The following is an 18,016-nucleotide window of genomic DNA, read 5'->3' as shown; positions in this document are numbered from 1 at the left end:
ACGACGGCCTCCGCAGCGGCACCCTTTTGCGCGTCACGCAGCACCTACGGCCATCACCTTGCGCAAACAGGGAGACAGTACGCCTCTGGCGCATAGTCGCCCTACGGTGAAAGGCATGAACCAAACACACACGCACGGCCACCACCACGAGCAGGACACCAGCGCTCACGCGGAGATCCTCGACCTGGACGCCGAGGTCCTCGCCGAGCACACCGCCTCCATCACCGCGTCGCTGCCGCTGAAGAGCGCCCCCGGCCACATCGTGGACCTCGGCTGCGGCACGGGCGCGGGCACCTTCGCCCTCCTCGACCGCTTCCCCCACGCGCACGTCACCGCCGTCGACACATCCGCCGAACACCTTCAGCGCCTGCGCACCAAGGCGTGCACCCGCGGCGTCGAGGAACGCGTGCGCACCGTGCAGGCCGACCTCGACGACGACGCCTGGCCCGACCTCGGCTCACCCGATCTGATCTGGGCATCGGCATCGATGCACCACATGGCCCACCCCGAGCGCGTGCTGCGCACCGTCCACGACGCGCTCGCGCCCAACGGCCTGTTCGCCGTCGTCGAACTGGCCGGCCACCCCCGCTTCCTGCCCGAGAATGCCCCCGAGGACCGGCCCGGCCTGGAAGAGCGCGTCCACGCCGCAGCCGACCGCCGCCACGCCGAACACATGCCCCACCGCGGCGCCGACTGGGGCCCGATGCTGACCGCCGCCGGCTTCACCGTCGAGGACGAACGCACCATCGCCGTGAACATCGAGGGCGACCGCAACGAAGCGATCGGCCGCTACGCCCTCGGCATCCTGCAGCGCATCCGCAGCGTCATCGCCGACAGGCTCTCCCCCGAGGACCTCACCGCGCTCGACCGGCTCCTCGACACCACCGGCCCGCACAGCATCCTGCGCCGCGGCGACCTGACGGTACGCACCGAACGCAGCGTCTGGGCCACCCGCCGCGCCTGACCCCTGACACGGGTTGCCACGTCCGGCGCGGGCACGCGGAACCAGGCCGTCACGTCCGCGTGACACAAGGGGCATTCTCACAAATGACCATCTGTGCGAGTTCTGCGAGAGCCCCGGAACGTGATCCGTTTCCGCAGGGCGCGATTCGCAGAACGGTGACCGACCGGCCGGTCACCCGGTCCCCCGGGTCACGCCCTCATCCGACCACCCTCGTCACCGCCGTGGCAGCCGTCACCCGGCAGCCGTCAGCCGTCAGCCGGCGAAGGCCGGCTGCGCCAGCCCGGCCCCCGCGCCCGGCAGCACCAGCAGCGAGCCGGCCAGCGGCTCGGCGCCCGGGTCCGTACCGATGCGGGCCGAGCTGACGTACAGGTCCGTCAGGTCCGCGCCGCCGAACGCGCAGGCGGTGGGACGGGAGACCGGCAGCTCGACGGTGCGGTCGAGCCGGCCGTCGGGGGTGTAGCGGCGGAGCGCGCCGCCGTCCCAGAGGGCGACCCACACGCAGCCGTCCGCATCCACCGTCAGACCGTCCGGGAAGCCCGCACCGTCCTCGATCCCGGCCAGCGGACGGCGGTCCGTCACCTCGCCGTCCGCCCAGCGGAACACGTCGATCCGGCGGGTCGGGGTGTCGATGTAGTACATCAGGGTGCCGTCCGGGCTCCACCCGGTGCCGTTGCTGACCGTCACGTCAGGCAGTACGGTCACCGCTTCGCCGCCGGGCCCGATCCGGGTCAGTGTCCCCCCACCGGGCTTCTCCGCGTAGCTCATCGTGCCCGCCCACAGCGTGCCGTCCGGGGCCACCGCCGCGTCGTTCCCTCGGCGTCCGGCCACCGGCTCGCGCACCAGCCACCGGAACGCCCCGTCCGCATCGTAGAGCCCGATCCCGTCCCGCAGGTTGACGGCGAGCCCGCCGTTCGCGCGCGGCTTCGCCGCACCGACGTGCTGCTCGGTCGGCAGCACGCTCCGCCGCCCGGACCCCGGGTCGAACAGGTGCACGCGGGAGGACAGGATGTCCACCCAGATCAGGCGCTGCTCCACCGAGTCCCAGGTCGGGCCCTCCCCGAGCGCAGCGTCCGCCTTGACCGCGGTGTCCAGGTACTGCGTGTGCCGCTTCATGCGTATGACGTCCCGTCCCTCACGCCGGGCCCCAACAGCCCGGTCCCTGCCGCGCGGACTCACCGCGCGCATGTCTTCGCCCCCGGCGTCCGCCGGCCCGGCGCACCCCGGGGGCCGCACCGCGCCGGAGCGCACCGCCCCGCCGGGAGCGGCGTCGCGGCAGGTCAGCCGCGCCGCCGATAACCGAGGCGCTCGGACAGCCGGTCCGCTCCGTCCGCGGCCAGCGCCGCCAGTTCCTCCCGGCGCTCCTCGCTCCACCGGATCATCGGCACCGAGACGCTCAGCGCCGCCACCACACGCCCCTGTCGGTCCCGCACGGGTGCGGCGACACAGCTGACGTCCGGGTTCGACTCCTGGCTCTCATGGGCGATCCCGTGCTCCCGGATCTCCGCCAGCTCCCGTCGCAGCCCTTCCACCGAGGTCAGCGAGTTCGCCGTCATGGCGGGCAGCGGGCCCTCGGGCAACCGAGCGTCGAGCTCCTCGGGCGGCAGCGCAGCGAGCAGCATCTTGCCGACCGCCGTGCAGTGCGCGGGCAGCCGACGGCCCGCGGCCGACACCATCCGCACCGCGTGCGTGCTGTCGACCTTCGCGATGTAGATGACGTCCAGGTGCTCCAGCAAAGCCACGTGCACCGTCTCGCCGCACGCCTCGGCAACCGACCGGGCCACCTGCTGGCCCTCCGCGGCGATGTCCAGCTGCTCGGCGTAGCGGCTGCCCAGCTGGTACGTGCGGACCCCGAGCCGGTACCTGCCGGGCCGGTCCGGGACCGGCACCAGGTACGAGCGGGCGGCGAGCGTGGTGATCAGCTCGTGGACCGTGGTGCGCGGCAGCTGAAGCCGGCGGGTGATCTCGGGAGCCGAGTGGGTTCCGTCCCCTTCAAGGAACAGCTCGAGGATGTCCAAAGCCCGGCTCACCGCCGGAACCTGCCGCCCCATGCTCCTCGCGCCTCCCCCGGCCGCCCACCGGCGGCTGACACGTCCGACTCTCCGGTCGCCTGCCGGAATATCGAACACACGCTAGCCCCTCACCGGCCGCAGGGGCAACGACCGAAGGCTACCGCCCCCGCGGCGGACGGCGCGGTGGGGCGGCGGCCGGGACATACCCGGCCGCCGCCCCACCGCTCACGCGCTCACACGCGCCGCTCCGCGCCGGTCAGCTGCTGCTTCCCCAGTCGTCGTCCATCGGGGTGCGATTGCCCTGGACCGAACGCAGCTTCTCCACTACCGGGCCCGGCAGCCGGTCACCCGCCCGTTCGTTGACCATGCCCGCCGCCCTGGCCGCGGCCTGGCGTCCGTTCTGCGCCGCGGACTCCATCGTGTTCCGCACCGCCGGGTTGCCCATGAACCGCTGCGCGGCTCCCGACAGCTGCTCGTAGCGCTCGCGACCGGCCTTGGCGCCGAGCACGTAGCCCACTGCCGCTCCCGCCATGAACATGAGCCTCTTCCGCATGGATGTTTCCTTCCCTCGCGGGCCTGTGGTGGTTGGCACGGCGCTCTCACACCGCAGACACCCGGGAACCCCGGATACCGATTTCAATGCACAGCCTCACATGCGCTAATGTATGGGTCGCAGCGAGGGAACGCCCCCGGATTCCGGGTGGGGGCCCGAGCGGCGCAGTCCCCTGTAGCTCAATCGGCAGAGCAGCCGGCTGTTAACCGGCAGGTTACTGGTTCGAATCCAGTCGGGGGAGCATCACTCGAAGGGCCCCTACGGGGCCCTTCGGCACGTTCAGGGCTTCACCGCCCGCACGAAGGGAACCCTTCACCCTGTGCCCGTAGTTGTGGATCATGTGAGGTACCGCCCGGGCCGGGCGGCACATCGTATGAACAGCTATGCTGCGGCAGACGGCGCGTACACATGTACGCGGCACGCCGCTACGGGGCGGTAGCTCAGCCGGTTAGAGCAACGGACTCATAATCCGTCGGCCGTGGGTTCGAGTCCCACCCGCCCCACCCAGCGCCCCCAGACAGAATTGCTCTGACCTGGGGAAACGCTGTACCCGGGGGCATTGTGCGTATCGAAGACGAGCCCTGAACGGCTTTGACCTGAGGCTTTGTGACGAAGCCCCCGTAAGAGCGTCGCGGGACGGTCCCACGGCCGTTGAGGGACGTCGCACTCCACCCAACTCGCAACATCGGCGCGACATCGCCGCCTCCGCACCTGGTCTGCATCGGAGCTGCCGCCGCGAATGTTGGTGATGTATCATGCTTATGTACATCATGGACTTGTCGTGAGGGGTGGCTGGTATGTCTGTGACCCAGGTCGATCTCGATGACGAGGCGCTGGCCGAGGCGATGCGGCTCATGGGCGCGTCGACGAAGAAGGAGACGGTCAACGGAGCTCTGCGGGACTACGTGGCGCGCATCAAGCGACTGGAGGCTGCCGAGAAGCTGGCCGCGCGGGGCGAGCGGGGCGAGTTCGAGGCCGCGGCTGCGGCGCATGCAGCTGCCAAGCGTGCTCGGCGGGCAGCCTTCGAGTGATCACGTACCTCCTCGACACGTCCGCCCTGTGGCATCTCTTCCGTACGCCGGGCGCGCTGCGGCCGTGGGAAGGGCACATCGCTGCTGGCGTGTTCCATGTCTGCGAGCCCACGAGGGCGGAGTTCCTCTACTCGGCCACAAGCCCGGCCCATCGGGACGAGTTGGCCGAAGAGCTGGATGATCTCTGCCATCTCTCGCCGGTTCCCAAAAGCGCATGGCGCTGGGTCGAAACCGCGCAGTACAGGCTTACCCAGCGAGCACAGCACCGCGCCGCCGGAGCCATCGACCTCTTGGTATGTGCGACAGCGGTCCATCACGGGCACACGGTGCTTCACGTGGACAACGACTTCGCCACGGTGGAGGCGGTCCTCAAGGAAGTGCAGCAGCGAGACGTACGCGCCTGACCGCTGCTCGCCAGTGATCTTCGCAGGAAGTCCTGGCCGGGATGTTGCCGGGGCGCGCCGAACGAGTGCCGCCCACCTGGACGAGTACGAGGCTCGCCGCTGCCCAGGCCGGTACCGACACGTCACCCTGTTCCTACTCGGCGATGCCTTCTCACTGCCATGGCCGCGCCGCCCACTCGGGCCGGCTGCTGGGGCGATCGGGCTCATGGTGGGGACCCGTCACTTCTCCCAGCAGGCAGCCTCCTCGTCGGCGACACGATCGTCGACCGCCCCGGTCTCCGGGCACCCGTCCTGCCCGCCCAGCCAGATCCCATCGCCCGGACACGGCTGGGCGAGCACCCGACGCAGCGTCCGAGGAGCAGCATCTCTGTACGACCCGGCTCGGCCATGGCTGCCAGGACTTCATCGGGTCCCAGGAAGTGACCGGCTAACCCGTCTCCGTCCACGCCTCGCAGCCATCGGTCTGAAATGCCGCGTCGGACGGAGCAATGGTGACCGTGGTGGGGCCCTGCACGTTGCCGTTGGCGATGATGTCGTCGAACTCCCCTGTGGTGCTGCTGAGGCGGGCCCAATAACAGTTGGGGAGGGCACTGTCTGCTGGGCCTGAGGTCCGGTACGTCCCTGGCTCGATGTCCACGCCTACGACGAACACTCCGTCGCCGGGGATGTCCCGCTCCGGCTCCGGTGTCACCGTCTCAGTGGCTGTAGCCGTGGTGGTGGCCGTCGCCGTAGCCGTGGCGGTGGCGGTGGCCGTGGCGGTCTCAGTCGCTGTCACGGTGGGCGGGGCCGTCTCGGTCACCGTAGACGTAACGGTCGACGTTGGTGCTGCTTCGCGTTCAGGGTCAGTGTTTCCAGCAGTGCTGAAGACGAGGCCAAGCATCAGGCCGCCGGCGCCGACGCCGGCGTGTGTGAGTACAGATTTCCTCGACGGTGCAGACGGGCGGGACGGCTTCTCCGGTCGAGGGCCCCACTGCGGGGCTGGCTGCGGAGGGCTCATGCTCCCATGGTGGGCTCAACGGGAGGCCGTCCGTCCGTGAAGGACCAGCAGACCTCGCAGTCTCACCTGCGCGGGTGAAGCCCTCGCAAGCTGTGCGGCACAGCGGCGTCAGAGGTTCCGGACGGGCTTGTGGGTGTGCGACTCGATGTCCTTCGCGGCGCTGTGCAGCAACTGGTGGGCCAGGTCGGACAAGGCCCGCGCGCAGGCCAGTTCGTCCCCGATCGCGGGGTCGTTCTCATCGGCGGGGTTGAGCCGAGCGGTGCCCTCGCCGATCAGCTCCTTGCTGTCCTTGCCCGAGAGCCGGGCCTCGGCCTTGGTTTCGCGGTCCACCTCATTGATGGTGACCTGGAGATTCCACGTCTTGGTAGGCATGGCAAACAACCCTTCGCGGCGAGAACGAACACCCCGATTGTGCACATACCGGCACGATCCCTCTCGGACACTCACCCGTACAGGGACGTGGCGCGCGCGACCAGCGGCGCGGTCATCGCTTCCTTTGCGACGATGAGCGGGTGACCTCGACCGAAGCAGCAGCAGACGCCCTGCAGGACCATGCCGCCCTGTGGAGCACGAGAGAGATCCGCTCCCACGCTGTCGTCCATGCCGCCTGCGAGGCGCTCGTCGCCGGACTCGACAGCCCCGGCCTCCGGGCCCTGGCCGCCTGCACGCGCGCCGACGCGGACTACGACGTCCCCACGCTGCTCCCCGAAGCGCTCAGCGAGCTGGGCCTGACCTTCTTTCCCGTCGGCAGCGACGCAGGGCGGGAAGCCGCTGCCCAAGCACTCGCCCGCCGCATGCTCGCCGACGGGCTGACCGCCCGGGAGTTCGCCTCCCGCATCCATGAGCTGCATGGACGTGAGTCGCGCTGGGCTGAGCGGCTCGCCGAGCTCGATGACGAGTACGGCATCCTCGAGTGCGGCTGCGCCGACGGACCCACGACCCAGGTCGATGCCGAGGTCAGGGCCGAGGCCCGCCGCCTCGCCGCCCGCCCCCGCAGGCCGGCCGAACACCGGGACCCTCGGAGCTGAAGCCCACGGCCGGAGACGTCCGTTCTCCGCGCACTGCGCGGCAGGGCCCGCTTGCGTGGGGCCCCGCCGCGGGTGCTGCCGGGCGCGGAGGCTCAACTGCCGTCGCGCTCCTCCGCCACCACCTGCTGGCGCAGCTCGACCAGCGCGCGCAGAGCCTGGCTGTACATCAGGATGCTCTTCTCGCTGTGCGTGTTGACGGCCGTCCTGACCTCGTTGAACGTCCTGGCGATGACCTCGTCCAGCTCGTCCCTGTCGATGCCGTTCATGCTGCTCCTTTCGGTAGTGGCGGCGGGCCCCTTGTGCCGTGCCACCGTGCGCGGTTGTGACGGTACGCGGGTCACCCGCATGACTGACCCGCGAAGTCCCGGGTACCCGGTGCGTCGTTCAGCGTGAAAGCCATCGGCCCGGGAGGCGGATGACAGGACCGCAGCAGACAACGACCGCCGTGCAGCGAGCAGTCACTCAAGGAGGCACCGTGTCGCACATCGAGGAATCCGTGGAAGTCGACGTCCCGGTCAGCACCGCCTACAACCAGTGGACCCAGTTCGAGGACTTCCCCCACTTCATGGACGGAGTCGAGCGGGTCGACCAGCTGACGCCGACCAGCACCCACTGGGTGACCAAAATCGCGGGCGCGGAGCGCGAGTTCGACGCGGAGATCACCCAGCAGCTGCGTGACGAGCGCATCGCGTGGACCAGCGTGAGCGGCCCCAAGCAGGCCGGTGTGGTGACCTTCCACCGCCTGGACGAGCAGCGTTCCAAGGTCATGCTGCAACTGGAGTACGCGCCCGAGAACTTCACCGAAGCCGTCGGCGACAAGATGGGTTTCGTGGGCCGCAAGGCCAAGGGCGACCTGGAGCGCTTCAAGAAGTTCATCGAGGACCGTGCGGTGGAGACCGGGGCGTGGCGCGGTGAGGTCTGAGCGGGGGGCCGCCCCGGCCCTGGCCGTTCCCTCTCCCGGGCCTGCCCGGTCCGTGCAGGCCCCCCGCAGGCGGCCCGCCGGGGGCCGTCGGCCCGCGACCCCCGGCCCCCGCCCCGTCCGCCCGTCCCGGCCCCGGCAGATGCCGGGGCCGGGACGGGCGGCGGCCGTCCGGAAGTGCGCAGCCGGCCGGCGCTGAGAAGACCGGTCACCACCGGGCGGCAGGCAGCACCCGGTCGTCGTGGTCGAAGAACGCCTGGTTCACCCGGGCGTTGCCGGAGGACGGATCGGCCGGGTCCCGGCCGTTACCCGGCGTGGCCGGCTCCCAGTAGAAGATGCCCAAGCCCCGGCCGCCGGGGACGGAGACGACCACGCGCCGAAGTCGCGCATCCACCTGCGCTGCCCCTGCGGCGTGGCCGGGTAGCCGGACACCAGCAAGTACGTTGCTATGACGTGGCGTGATACGGGCGGCCGGACGGGGTCCGGGTCGCCCCCGCCGGGTCAGTGCTCCAGGGCCACCACCCGCACGGCCCCGGCCGGGACGACGAGCGGGCCGCCGGTGGTCTCTCCGGTGAGCAGCTCGGTGCCCGGCGCGGGCAGAGGGATCTTGGCGTCGGTGTCGGCGTGGTTGATGGCGAACAGGTACTCGCCCCGCTCACCGGAGCGGCGCACCAGTTCCAGGTCGTGCGGCAGGTGGTCGCGGCCGGGCAGGCCCGCGTCCGCGCTCGCGGCGGCCAGCACGGTGTCGAGGCCGGACGTGCCGAGGCGGGCCGACACGTACCAGGCGGTGCCCTCGCCCAGCCGGTGCCGGGTGATGGCGGGCCGCCCGGCCGCCGGGCCGTCGGCGTAGAGCCAGACCGGCTCCGCGCCGCGCGCGGTCACGGTCTCCGCCCAGGTGTCGGCGGTCAGCTCGGCACCGTCCGGGCCGGTCAGCCGCACCGACTCCCCCGACCGCAGCGGCTGGAACTCCTCGACGGTCAGGCCGAGCAGTTCCCGCAGCACCCCCGGGTGCGGGCCGGGGTGCACGGCGTCGTACGCGTCGACGATGCCGGAGAAGTACGAGACCACCACCGTGCCGCCGGCCTCGGCGAAGGCGCGCAGGTTGGCGCCGGCCGCGGCGGTGGCCAGGTAGAGCGCGGGCACCACGACCAGCGGGTAGCCGGTGAGGTCGCCCTCGGGGTGGACGAAGTCGACGGTGAGGTGGCGGTCGAAGAGCGCGGCGTAGTGGGCCTCGGCACGCTCCCTGGCGTCCAGGTCCTCGCTGGGACGCCACTCCAGCTTCTGCGCCCACCAGGACTCCCAGTCCCAGACGACGGCGGCATCGGCCACCGTGCGGGTCCCCCGGACGGGCGCCAGGGCTTCCAGACCCCGGCCGAGCTCCGTCACCTCCCGCCAGATCCGGCTGTCGGTACCGGCGTGCGGGAGCATCGCGGAGTGGAACTTCTCGGCACCGGCCCGGGAGGCCCGCCACTGGAAGAACATCGCGCCCTCGGAGCCCCGGGCGACGTGCGCCAGGCTGTTGCGGGCCATCTCCCCGGGCCGCTTGGCGATGCCGCGCGGCTGCCAGTTCACGCCGCTGGTGGAGTGCTCCAGCAGCAGCCAGGGACGGCCGCCGGCCACCGAACGGGTCAGGTCGGCGGCCATCGACAGGTTGACGTGATTGCGGTCGTCCTCGGCCACCAGGTAGTGGTCGTTGGTGACGATGTCCACCTCACGGCCCCACTTCCAGTAGTCGATCGTGTCGCACTGGGTGGGCGAGACCATGAAGTTGGTGGTGACGGGCACGCCCGGCGACAGCGCGTGCAGCAGGTCGCGTTCCCGCCGGAAGTTCTCCAGCGCGCTGTCGTCGGCGAAGCGCGCGAAGTCCAGGCGCTGCGCCGGGTTGGCGGTGGTCGGGGTGAGGCGGGGTGGCTGGATCTCCTCCCAGTCGCCGTACGCCTGACCCCAGAACGCGGTGCCCCAGGCCTCGTTGAGACGGTCCAGGGTCCCGTGGCGGGCGTGCAGCCAGCGGCGGAAGTGGGCGGCCGAGGTCTCGCAGTAGCACTCCAGGACCGGCACCCCGTACTCGTTGTGCACGTGCCACATGGCCAGCGCCGGGTGGCCGGCGTAGCGCTCGGCGAGCGCGCGGGTGATGCGGGCGGCGGCCTCCTGGTAGGCGGGCGAGCTGTGGCAGATCGCGCCGCGGGAGCCGAACTCCCAGCGCACGCCCTCCCGGCTGACCGGCAGCGCCTCGGGGTGGGCGCGGTAGAACCAGGCGGGCGGCACCACGGTGGGAGTGGCGAGATCGACGCGGATGCCCGCCTCGTGCAGCATCGCGAGGATCCGGTCCAGCCAGCCGAAGTCGTACTCCCCGTCGCGGGGCTCCAGCCGGGCCCAGGAGAAGATCCCGACGCTGACCATGGTGACGCCGGCCTCGCGCATCAGCGCGACGTCCTCGCTCCAGACCTCCTCCGGCCACTGCTCCGGGTTGTAGTCCCCGCCGTAGGCGAGTCGGTGCAGTCCGCGGGGGGCGGGGCTGGGGGCGGCAGGGTGCATCGACGGGCTCCTGTAAGGGTTTCGCCGTCCGGCCGGTGGCCTGGCGGGGGCGGAAGGTTCTCGGTGGGACGGCCGTGGGGCGGCACCGTGGTCGCGGTGAGCTCTCACGAGCTCGGCGGCGCCTGTTGAATCGATCACGCTGTGCACGTGCACGGTCCGGTCAGCTCCACGGAAAACAAGATAACCGCACAGACACAACCATTGACAAGTGTCGGCACTGTTTCTCTACTGTGAGCGCTCAGCGGAAACCGTGAACGTTCACAGCTTCCCTCCCACACCCCCTTGCCCCGCTGTGCCTGCCTCCTCGCAGCACCCGGCCCCCGTCACCACCCAGCCCACCCCGTCCACCTCGTACCCCCCGTCCACCTCGTACGCCCCGTCCGCCCGTCCCGGCCGCCGTGGGCGGCACCAAGGAGAACCCCTATGAAGCACCGCACCGTCGCGGTCTGCCTCGCCGCCACCCTGTCGGCCGCCACCCTCGCCGCCTGCGGCTCCGACGACTCCGGTTCAGGTTCCGGCTCCGGCGGGTCCGGGAGCTCCGGACCCGTGGAGCTCGAGTACTGGGCCTGGGCGCCCGGCCTGGAGGAAACCGCACAGATCTGGAACGACGCGAACCCTGACATCCAGGTCGTCGTCAAGGAACAGGCCAGCGGCGAGGACCTCCTCACCAAGATCATCACGGCCTCGAAGGCCGGCCAGGCCCCCGACCTCATCCAGGCCGAGTACCAGGCCCTCCCCACCCTGGTCAGCAACGACGTGCTCGCCGACATATCCGGCGACACCGACATCGAGGAGGAGTTCGCCCCCGGCCTCTGGTCCCAGGTCACCCTCGGCGGCGACGCCCTCTACGCCGTCCCCCAGGACTCCGGCCCTCTGATGTTCTACTACCGCCACGACCTCTTCGAGGAGTACGGCCTCACCGTCCCCACCACCTGGGACGAGTTCGCCGACACCGCCCGCGACCTGCGCTCCCAGGAGCCCGGGAAGTACCTCACCACCTTCTCCTCCAGCGACCCCGGTCTCTTCTCCGGCCTCGCCCAGCAGGCCGGCGCCCAGTGGTGGACCATCGAGGGCGAAACCTGGAACGTCGCGATCGACGACGAACCCACCCGGCGCGTCGCCGAGTTCTGGGGCGACCTGGTCGCCGAGGACGCCATCAGCAACGAACCCATGTACACCCCCGCCTGGAACCAGGCGCTCAACACCGGCGAACAGATCGCCTGGGTCAGCGCCGTCTGGGCACCCGGAGTCTTCGCCGGCAACGCCGCCGACACCGCCGGCCTGTGGACCATGGCCCCGCTCCCCCAGTGGGAGGAAGGCGCCGACGTCACCGGCAGCTGGGGCGGCTCCACCACCGCCGTCACCAACGACTCCCGCCACCGGGAAGCCGCCGCCGCCTTCGCCTCCTGGCTCAACACCGACGCCGAAGCCCTGAACAGCCTCGTCCGCAACGGCGGCATCTACCCCGCCGCCACCTCCGCGCAGACCGGCGACGCACTCTCCGAAGCACCCGAATTCTTCGCCCACCAGGAAGACTTCTACCCGCTCGCCTCCGACATCTCCGAAGGCACCGCACCCGCCGCCTGGGGCCCCAACGTCAACGTCACCTACAGCGTCTTCAACGACGCCTTCGGCGAGGCAGCCGAATCCCGCTCCGGCTTCCCCGCCGCAGTGACCGCCATGCAGCGCGCCACCGTCGACGACATGACCCAGCACGGCTTCCAGGTCGCCGAATGACCAGCACCACCCCCGTCCCACCCGCCGCGCCCCGGACCGCACACCCCCGGGGCGCGGCGCCCGGGACCGCAACCGCCCCCGCCCCCGGCAGCCGCCGCACCCCACGACACACCCCCTACCTCTTCCTCCTCCCCGCCCTCGTCCTCTTCCTCGCCTTCTTCGCCCTCCCCATCGGCTACGCCCTCCACCTCTCCCTGCGCAGGACCGAAATCCAGGGCCTCGGCCTGGGCTCCGGCGCCCGCCAGGAAGTATGGGCCGGCCTCACCAACTACACCCAGGCCCTCACCGACCCCGAACTCACCGCAGGCGCCCTGCGCGTCCTCGGCTACGGCATGATCGTCGTCCCCGTCATGCTCGGCCTGGCCCTCGTCTTCGCCCTCATGCTGGACGCCGACCGCGTCCGCGCCCGCGCCTTCTCCCGCCTGACGATCTTCCTCCCCTACGCCGTACCCGGCGTCATCGCCGCCCTGCTCTGGGGCTTCCTCTACCTCCCCTCCGTCAGCCCTCTTCACCACCTGCTCGGACAACTCGGCCTCCCCCAGCCCGACCTCCTCAGCGGCGGCCCGCTCTTCCTCGCCCTCGCCAACATCGCCGTCTGGGGCGGCACCGGCTTCAACATGATCGTCATCTACACCGCACTGCGCGCCATCCCACCCGAAATCTACGAAGCCGCCCGGCTCGACGGCTGCTCCCAACGGCAGATCGCCTTCCGCATCAAGATCCCCATGGTGATGCCCTCCCTCGTGCTCACCTTCTTCTTCTCCGTGATCGCCACCCTCCAGGTGTTCAACGAACCCACCACCCTGCGCCCCCTGACCAACAGCCTCTCCACCACCTGGAGCCCGCTGATGAAGGTCTACGAGGACGCCTTTGTCCGCGGCAACCTCCACGCCGCCTCCGCCACCGCCGTGATCATCGCCGTGGTCACCCTCGTGGTGTCCTTCGGCTTCCTCAAGCTCGTCAACTCCCGCAGCCAGTGGAACGACCGGCCCAGCGGGCGAGCGACCTCCCGCCGAAAGAAGGCCACGCGATGACCACCGCCGCAACCGCCCCCGGCGGAACCGTCGCCGCACCGCCCGGCAACCGCCCCGCCACTCCCCACCGGCCCGGACGCCCCGGCGGACGGCCCCGCCGCACCGCCTGGGCACCCACCACCGTCCTCGTCCTCGGGGCCCTCTACTGCCTCGTCCCGGTCGCCTGGGTGTTCGTCGCCGCAACGAAAACCGGCGCGGAACTCTTCTCCACGTTCACCTTCCTGCCCGGCACCGGCTTCACCGACAACCTCGCCGAACTGCACGCCTACCGCAACGGCGTCTACTGGCTGTGGATGGCCAACTCCGCGCTCTACGCGGGCGTCGGCGCACTCCTGTCCACCGCGGTCTCCGCCCTCAGCGGATACGCCCTGGCCATGTACCGGTTCCGCGGCCGGGAAGCCATCTTCAGCACCCTCCTCGCCGGCGTCCTCATGCCCCCGGTCATCCTCGCCGTCCCCCAGTACCTGCTGCTCGCCGAAGCCGGACTCGCCGGCAGCCGGCTCTCCGCCCTGCTGCCCGTGATCCTCTCCCCCTTCGGCATCTACCTCGCCCGCATCTACGCCGCCGCGGCCGTCCCCCGCGACGTCGTCGAATCCGGCCGCATCGACGGCGGCGGCGAATGGCGGATCTTCCGCACCCTCGCCCTGCCCATGATGCTCCCCGGCCTGGTGACCATCTTCCTGTTCCAGTTCGTCGCCATCTGGAACAACTTCCTGCTCCCCTACATCATGCTCAGCGACGACGAGAAGTTCCCCCTCACCCTCGGCCTCTTCACCCTCCTCAACCAGGGCGCCACCGCCCCCGCCCTCTACACCCTGGTCATCACCGGAGCCCTGCTGGCCGTCGTACCACTCATCCTCCTCTTCCTGAGCATCCAGCGCTTCTGGAGCCTGGACCTGCTGTCCGGAGCCGTAAAGTCATGACCATGAGCAACCCCGTGCGGCGCCGACGGCCGACGATCCACGACGTCGCACGGGTGGCAGGCGTCTCACGGGGCACCGTCTCCCGCGTCCTCCAGGGCGGGCACCACGTCAGCCCCGCCGCCGCCGAAGCAGTCAACTCCGCCATCCGGCAAACCGGGTACGAAGTCAACCGGCACGCACGCAGCCTCATCACGGGCCGCTCCGGATCCGCCGCCTTCCTCCTCACCGAACCACAGGAAAAGTTCTTCGAGGACCCCAACTTCAACGTCCTGTTGCGCGGCTGCACCCAGGCCCTCGCCGCCCACGACATCCCCCTGCTGCTGATGATCGCCGGCTCCCGCGACGAACAACGCCGCATCACCCGCTACATCTCCGCAGGTCACGTGGACGGCGTCTTGCTCGTCTCCAGCCACACCGGAAACCCCGTCGCCGCCCAACTCGCCCGCGCCGACATACCCGTGGTGGCCTGCGGCAAGCCGATGGCCCCCGCCTCCGGCCTCGCCCACGTCGCCGCCGACGACCGGGACGGCGCCCAGCGCATGGTCCGGCACCTCCTGTCCCTCGGACGCCGCCGCATCGCCACCGTCACCGGCCCCCTGGACACCCCCGGCGGCGTCGACCGCCTCGCCGGCTACCGCGACGTCCTCACCGAAGCCGGACTGCCCCCCGACGACACCCTCATCGCCACCGGCGACTACAGCCGCGACAGCGGCGCCACCGCCACCCGCGAACTGCTCACCCGCCGCCCCGACCTCGACGCCCTCTTCGTCGCCTCCGACCTCATGGCCCACGGCGCACTCGCCGCCCTCGAACAGGCCGGCCGCCGCATCCCCGAGGACGTCGCCGTCGGCGGCTTCGACGACTCCACCGCCGCCCTCGCCGCCCGCCCCGCCCTCACCACCATCCGCCAGCCCTGGGACCGCATCAGCCACGAAATGGTCCGCGTGCTGCTCGCCCAGATCGGCGGCGAGGCCACCTCCGCCGTCATCCTCCCCACTGAACTCATCACCCGCGAATCCGCCTGACCCCCACCGCCGCGGGCGCCGCGCCCACCCGGTGCCCGCGCCCGGGGCGCGCGCACCGGTGCCCGCCCGGCCCCGCCTCGTCGGTCAGCAACTCCCGCGTGGCGCATTTCCACGTCGAATCGACCCTTTCTCACGTGGAAACGCGCCCGCTGCTGCACCACCCCCACATGCACATGGGGACACGACCGCTGCCGATGCACCACATCGCCCTCGGCGACATGCAGGGACCATCCCCGCATGCGCGGGGAGCACAGGAGGGCGGCGGCTCGCCAGGCCGGGTCGGGGGGACCATCCCCGCACGCGGGGAGCACGCGTTGGCCGGTCTGCTGGGTGCGGCGTGACAGGGACCATCCCCGCATGCGCGGGGAGCACGACGGTGACGGCCTGGCGCGGCTCGCCGGCCTGGGACCATCCCCGCATGCGCGGGGAGCACCTGTGGAGAAGTCTCGCAATCTCATACCCCCCGGGACCATCCCCGCATGCGCGGGGAGCACGAAAGGCTGTATGCGCGCTCTCTCGACACGGAGGGACCATCCCCGCATGCGCGGGGAGCACTGGGGTCCACAGATGGGTTCCAATCTCTCTGTGGGACCATCCCCGCATGCGCGGGGAGCACATCGTCCCCGTCTCGATGCGAGAGACGGTCTTTGGACCATCCCCGCATGCGCGGGGAGCACAGGCTGCCGGTCTCGATCCGAAGGTCTGGGGTGGGACCATCCCCGCATGCGCGGGGAGCACTACCGGGTCGATGACTTGCGCCGCTAGCGGCGGGGACCATCCCCGCATGCGCGGGGAGCACAAGGCAGGTCGGGTTCTCCCAGGTCAGCCCCGGGGACCATCCCCGCATGCGCGGGGAGCACCGGCCCTTCGAGCCGTCCTTGGAGCGCTGCCAGGGACCATCCCCGCATGCGCGGGGAGCACCAGCATCCGGCGGCCGAGCGGCACGACCACCGGGGACCATCCCCGCATGCGCGGGGAGCACGCGAGGACGCCCGTCAGTGGCCGGATCTCCCCGGGACCATCCCCGCATGCGCGGGGAGCACTTCCCTTCGGTCCATACCCGCATGCGCGGGTGGGGACCATCCCCGCATGCGCGGGGAGCACACGTCTTGCGGAGACCAGCGGACGGCACATCGGGGACCATCCCCGCATGCGCGGGGAGCACTCGAGGAGGTGGAGGCCGAGCTGCGGCCGGCCGGGACCATCCCCGCATGCGCGGGGAGCACCCTCCCCGGTCCTACCGGGAGCTGGAGCAGCGGGGACCATCCCCGCATGCGCGGGGAGCACCAGCTGACCGAGCGCATGGTCCCGGTGGAGAAGGGACCATCCCCGCATGCGCGGGGAGCACTCCGCCTGCTCCTGGGCGGCCTTGGTGCGGTAGGGACCATCCCCGCATGCGCGGGGAGCACTGGCCGCTCATGGACAAGGGCCAGGCCGACGTGGGACCATCCCCGCATGCGCGGGGAGCACACTTGCTGACCTGCGGGTTTATCAGCGGCAGAGGCCAGTTTCCTTCACTTGTTGAGATTCGGACATTTCAACCAAGGCTGCTCTCCTCCTACCGATTGCCGAAGCGGCGGCGCTTCGATGCCTTGCTCCACCCCGGGCGGTCGACGGCCGGGGGCGCAGGCTGGGCGTGCGGGCGGCGGATGAGGGTCAGGCCCTCGTGGTCGACGGGCAGCCACTTGTGATCGTAGGTCTCGAAAGTGAAGCCCTGCTCGTTGTCCGTGTTGTACGCCAGCAAGGCACGGCCGTTGCCCGCGTATTCCTTCACCTCCGCCCAGAGCGCCTCGCGGATGCGTGCGGAGGGGCCTCCGATGAAGACGCCGGGTGAGATCTCCAGCAGCCAGCGGGTGAGAAACCCCCGGAGCCCTACCGGGCAGCGGGTGAGCACGATGACGGTCACCAGATCACGCCGTGCGCGTAGTTGCGGCCGGACTCGACGTCGGTACCCCGGTCGGACTGCAGGGTCACGCGGTCGGTGTCCTCCGCCCCCGTCCCCGGGGACGCGCCGTCCGGGAGCAGCAGGTGCTTGATGTCGCTGACGCAACGGTCCAGCAGTCCGCCGGCGTTGACCTGGTCGCGCACCGCACGCCTGGTGCGTGCGCCGACATCCTCGGGGCCTTCGGCTGCCGCGTCGAAGGCGATCGGGATGCCCAGTTCGGTCTTGTACAGGTCGGCCACGTCGAGGGCGAAGGCCAGTTCGTGGCCTGAGTGGACGAAGCCGAGTCCGGGTGCGCAGCCGAGTGCGGCGATGACGGCCTGGGCGATGCCGTAGAGGCACTGGGCGGCTGCGGTGACGCCCTGGTTGGCCGCGTCCCCCGAGCTGAAGTCGCCGGGGACGTAGTGGCGTCCGCGCCAGGTGAGGCCGACGCGTGCGGCTTCCCTGCGGTAGCAGTCCTTGACCCGGGTGCCCTCCATGCCGAGGAGCTGTTGCCGGGTGCAGCCGGCCGGGTCCTCGTCGGGGAAGCGCATCCGGTACATGGCGCGGGCGACGTCCAGCCGTTGCCGGCGGTTGGCCCATCGCTCCGCCTGGGCTTCGACGAGGGTGGCGGAGCGGCTGAGCGACCGGCCGCCGGCGTAGAAGCGGACGCCGTGCTCCCCCACCCACACGACGCCGGCGCCGCTTTCGCCGAGAACGCTCATCGCCTGGTGGGTGATGCGGGTGCCCGGGCCGAGGAGCAGAGTGCCGATGGTGGCCGAGGGGATGTGGGTGACGCCTTCGCCGTCCTCGGCGGTGATGGCGTTGGCGTCGCGGTGGACGGTGCACCGCTCCAGGTAGACGAAGGACAGCCGGTCGCCGACGCGGGTGAGCTGGCGTGGTGAGGAGGTGCGGCGGGTGCTGACCGTCGGCATG

General features: G+C 71.0%; 19 protein-coding genes, 2 tRNA genes and 1 CRISPR repeat array. Of the genes, 11 read left to right on the top strand and 10 right to left on the bottom strand.

All coding sequences use genetic code 11. The annotated features are described in order from the left end of the window. Positions 1-115: 115 nt before the first annotated feature. Complete coding sequence (locus tag PJ985_RS09090; RefSeq protein ID WP_271683093.1) at positions 116-964, top strand: class I SAM-dependent methyltransferase; 849 nt, start codon at positions 116-118, stop codon at positions 962-964. A 252-nt stretch (positions 965-1,216) separates the two neighbouring features. On the opposite strand, the gene PJ985_RS09085 is transcribed toward PJ985_RS09090, so the two are convergent. From PJ985_RS09085 to PJ985_RS09075, 3 genes are all read right to left on the bottom strand, one after another. Continuing rightward, on the bottom strand, positions 1,217-2,077 hold the full coding sequence (locus PJ985_RS09085) for an SMP-30/gluconolactonase/LRE family protein (RefSeq protein ID WP_271683092.1): 861 nt from the start codon (positions 2,075-2,077) through the stop codon (positions 1,217-1,219). A gap of 164 nt (positions 2,078-2,241) precedes the next feature. Then, positions 2,242-3,012: an IclR family transcriptional regulator gene (locus PJ985_RS09080; protein WP_271683091.1), complete on the bottom strand. Its 771-nt coding sequence runs from the start codon at positions 3,010-3,012 to the stop codon at positions 2,242-2,244. Between the two features lie 217 nt (positions 3,013-3,229). Further along, positions 3,230-3,526, bottom strand: coding sequence for a YtxH domain-containing protein (locus tag PJ985_RS09075; protein WP_271683090.1), 297 nt, complete (start codon positions 3,524-3,526; stop codon positions 3,230-3,232). Positions 3,527-3,694: 168 nt separating this feature from the next. Here PJ985_RS09075 and PJ985_RS09070 point away from each other — a divergent pair. The 4 genes from PJ985_RS09070 to PJ985_RS09055 all read left to right on the top strand — a co-directional run bounded on the left by PJ985_RS09070 (position 3,695) and on the right by PJ985_RS09055 (position 4,961). Next, a tRNA-Asn gene (locus tag PJ985_RS09070) sits at positions 3,695-3,767 on the top strand. 188 nt (positions 3,768-3,955) lie between these two features. Further along, positions 3,956-4,029, top strand: a tRNA-Ile gene (locus tag PJ985_RS09065). 294 nt (positions 4,030-4,323) lie between these two features. Then, complete coding sequence (locus PJ985_RS09060) at positions 4,324-4,557, top strand: type II toxin-antitoxin system VapB family antitoxin (RefSeq protein WP_185301024.1); 234 nt, start codon at positions 4,324-4,326, stop codon at positions 4,555-4,557. Next, positions 4,554-4,961 carry a PIN domain nuclease gene (locus PJ985_RS09055; RefSeq protein ID WP_271683089.1) on the top strand — a complete coding sequence of 136 codons (408 nt, stop codon included), beginning with the start codon at positions 4,554-4,556 and terminating at the stop codon, positions 4,959-4,961. The genes PJ985_RS09060 and PJ985_RS09055 overlap by 4 nt, the downstream gene beginning before the upstream one ends. Positions 4,962-5,388: 427 nt before the next feature. On the opposite strand, the gene PJ985_RS09050 is transcribed toward PJ985_RS09055, so the two are convergent. Both PJ985_RS09050 and PJ985_RS09045 read right to left on the bottom strand, forming a co-directional pair. Further along, a complete protein-coding gene (locus tag PJ985_RS09050) occupies positions 5,389-5,736 on the bottom strand; it encodes a hypothetical protein (RefSeq protein WP_271683088.1) in 348 nt (115 codons plus the stop codon). A 330-nt stretch (positions 5,737-6,066) separates the two neighbouring features. Continuing rightward, the gene (locus PJ985_RS09045; RefSeq protein WP_271683087.1) at positions 6,067-6,330 is read right to left on the bottom strand and encodes a DUF1876 domain-containing protein; all 264 of its coding nucleotides are present in this window, start codon (positions 6,328-6,330) and stop codon (positions 6,067-6,069) included. 140 nt (positions 6,331-6,470) lie between these two features. Between PJ985_RS09045 and PJ985_RS09040 the strand changes: the two genes are divergently transcribed. Continuing rightward, positions 6,471-6,986, top strand: coding sequence for a hypothetical protein (locus PJ985_RS09040; protein WP_271683086.1), 516 nt, complete (start codon positions 6,471-6,473; stop codon positions 6,984-6,986). Between the two features lie 92 nt (positions 6,987-7,078). Here PJ985_RS09040 and PJ985_RS09035 read toward each other — a convergent pair whose 3' ends face one another. After that, positions 7,079-7,252, bottom strand: a complete 174-nt coding sequence (locus PJ985_RS09035) for a hypothetical protein (protein WP_271683085.1) — start codon at positions 7,250-7,252, stop codon at positions 7,079-7,081. A 209-nt stretch (positions 7,253-7,461) separates the two neighbouring features. On the opposite strand from PJ985_RS09035, the gene PJ985_RS09030 reads away from it, so the two are divergent. After that, entirely contained in the window at positions 7,462-7,908 is a 447-nt protein-coding gene (locus PJ985_RS09030; protein ID WP_271683084.1) for an SRPBCC family protein, read from the top strand. Positions 7,909-8,113: 205 nt separating this feature from the next. Here PJ985_RS09030 and PJ985_RS09025 read toward each other — a convergent pair whose 3' ends face one another. Both PJ985_RS09025 and PJ985_RS09020 read right to left on the bottom strand, forming a co-directional pair. Next, positions 8,114-8,299 carry a glycosyl hydrolase 53 family protein gene (locus tag PJ985_RS09025; RefSeq protein ID WP_443033442.1) on the bottom strand — a complete coding sequence of 62 codons (186 nt, stop codon included), beginning with the start codon at positions 8,297-8,299 and terminating at the stop codon, positions 8,114-8,116. Positions 8,300-8,406: 107 nt separating this feature from the next. Beyond that, entirely contained in the window at positions 8,407-10,440 is a 2,034-nt protein-coding gene (locus PJ985_RS09020) for a beta-galactosidase (protein ID WP_271683083.1), read from the bottom strand. A 423-nt stretch (positions 10,441-10,863) separates the two neighbouring features. On the opposite strand from PJ985_RS09020, the gene PJ985_RS09015 reads away from it, so the two are divergent. Genes PJ985_RS09015 through PJ985_RS09000 form a run of 4 tightly spaced genes read left to right on the top strand, consistent with a single transcriptional unit; the run spans position 10,864 to position 15,159 of the window. Then, entirely contained in the window at positions 10,864-12,177 is a 1,314-nt protein-coding gene (locus tag PJ985_RS09015; protein ID WP_271683082.1) for an ABC transporter substrate-binding protein, read from the top strand. Beyond that, a complete protein-coding gene (locus tag PJ985_RS09010; protein WP_271683081.1) occupies positions 12,174-13,211 on the top strand; it encodes a carbohydrate ABC transporter permease in 1,038 nt (345 codons plus the stop codon). Before PJ985_RS09015 ends, PJ985_RS09010 begins: the two co-directional genes overlap by 4 nt. Then, positions 13,208-14,134 carry a carbohydrate ABC transporter permease gene (locus PJ985_RS09005; protein WP_271683080.1) on the top strand — a complete coding sequence of 309 codons (927 nt, stop codon included), beginning with the start codon at positions 13,208-13,210 and terminating at the stop codon, positions 14,132-14,134. The genes PJ985_RS09010 and PJ985_RS09005 overlap by 4 nt, the downstream gene beginning before the upstream one ends. Then, positions 14,131-15,159, top strand: coding sequence for a LacI family DNA-binding transcriptional regulator (locus tag PJ985_RS09000; protein WP_271683079.1), 1,029 nt, complete (start codon positions 14,131-14,133; stop codon positions 15,157-15,159). Before PJ985_RS09005 ends, PJ985_RS09000 begins: the two co-directional genes overlap by 4 nt. Before the next feature lie 343 nt (positions 15,160-15,502). Next, positions 15,503-16,629: direct repeats of the CRISPR family, unit length 29 nt; unit sequence GGGACCATCCCCGCATGCGCGGGGAGCAC. A gap of 88 nt (positions 16,630-16,717) precedes the next feature. On the opposite strand, the gene cas2e is transcribed toward PJ985_RS09000, so the two are convergent. Together cas2e and cas1e are read right to left on the bottom strand one after the other, a co-directional pair. Next, entirely contained in the window at positions 16,718-17,065 is a 348-nt protein-coding gene (cas2e, locus tag PJ985_RS08995; RefSeq protein WP_271683078.1) for a type I-E CRISPR-associated endoribonuclease Cas2e, read from the bottom strand. Continuing rightward, positions 17,062-18,015: a type I-E CRISPR-associated endonuclease Cas1e gene (cas1e, locus tag PJ985_RS08990; protein ID WP_271683077.1), complete on the bottom strand. Its 954-nt coding sequence runs from the start codon at positions 18,013-18,015 to the stop codon at positions 17,062-17,064. Before cas1e ends, cas2e begins: the two co-directional genes overlap by 4 nt. Position 18,016 lies beyond the last annotated feature (1 nt).

Origin of the sequence: Streptomyces sp. ACA25, assembly GCF_028200735.1 — a bacterium.
Lineage (GTDB): Bacteria > Actinomycetota > Actinomycetes > Streptomycetales > Streptomycetaceae > Streptomyces.
The sequence above is the reverse complement of the archived record's forward strand: the minus strand, read 5'-3'. Positions and strand labels throughout refer to the sequence as shown.

What these genes read in the sequence shown, in the direction of transcription:
- PJ985_RS09090 (WP_271683093.1), top strand. Translation starts at nt 116, where the DNA reads ATGAACCAAACACACACGCACGGCCACCACCACGAGCAGGACACCAGC.
- PJ985_RS09085 (WP_271683092.1), bottom strand. Translation starts at nt 2,077, where the DNA reads ATGAAGCGGCACACGCAGTACCTGGACACCGCGGTCAAGGCGGACGCT.
- PJ985_RS09080 (WP_271683091.1), bottom strand. Translation starts at nt 3,012, where the DNA reads ATGGGGCGGCAGGTTCCGGCGGTGAGCCGGGCTTTGGACATCCTCGAG.
- PJ985_RS09075 (WP_271683090.1), bottom strand. Translation starts at nt 3,526, where the DNA reads ATGCGGAAGAGGCTCATGTTCATGGCGGGAGCGGCAGTGGGCTACGTG.
- PJ985_RS09060 (WP_185301024.1), top strand. Translation starts at nt 4,324, where the DNA reads ATGTCTGTGACCCAGGTCGATCTCGATGACGAGGCGCTGGCCGAGGCG.
- PJ985_RS09045 (WP_271683087.1), bottom strand. Translation starts at nt 6,330, where the DNA reads ATGCCTACCAAGACGTGGAATCTCCAGGTCACCATCAATGAGGTGGAC.
- PJ985_RS09035 (WP_271683085.1), bottom strand. Translation starts at nt 7,252, where the DNA reads ATGAACGGCATCGACAGGGACGAGCTGGACGAGGTCATCGCCAGGACG.
- PJ985_RS09020 (WP_271683083.1), bottom strand. Translation starts at nt 10,440, where the DNA reads ATGCACCCTGCCGCCCCCAGCCCCGCCCCCCGCGGACTGCACCGACTC.
- PJ985_RS09015 (WP_271683082.1), top strand. Translation starts at nt 10,864, where the DNA reads ATGAAGCACCGCACCGTCGCGGTCTGCCTCGCCGCCACCCTGTCGGCC.
- PJ985_RS09010 (WP_271683081.1), top strand. Translation starts at nt 12,174, where the DNA reads ATGACCAGCACCACCCCCGTCCCACCCGCCGCGCCCCGGACCGCACAC.
- PJ985_RS09005 (WP_271683080.1), top strand. Translation starts at nt 13,208, where the DNA reads ATGACCACCGCCGCAACCGCCCCCGGCGGAACCGTCGCCGCACCGCCC.
- PJ985_RS09000 (WP_271683079.1), top strand. Translation starts at nt 14,131, where the DNA reads ATGACCATGAGCAACCCCGTGCGGCGCCGACGGCCGACGATCCACGAC.
- cas1e (WP_271683077.1), bottom strand. Translation starts at nt 18,015, where the DNA reads ATGCCGACGGTCAGCACCCGCCGCACCTCCTCACCACGCCAGCTCACC.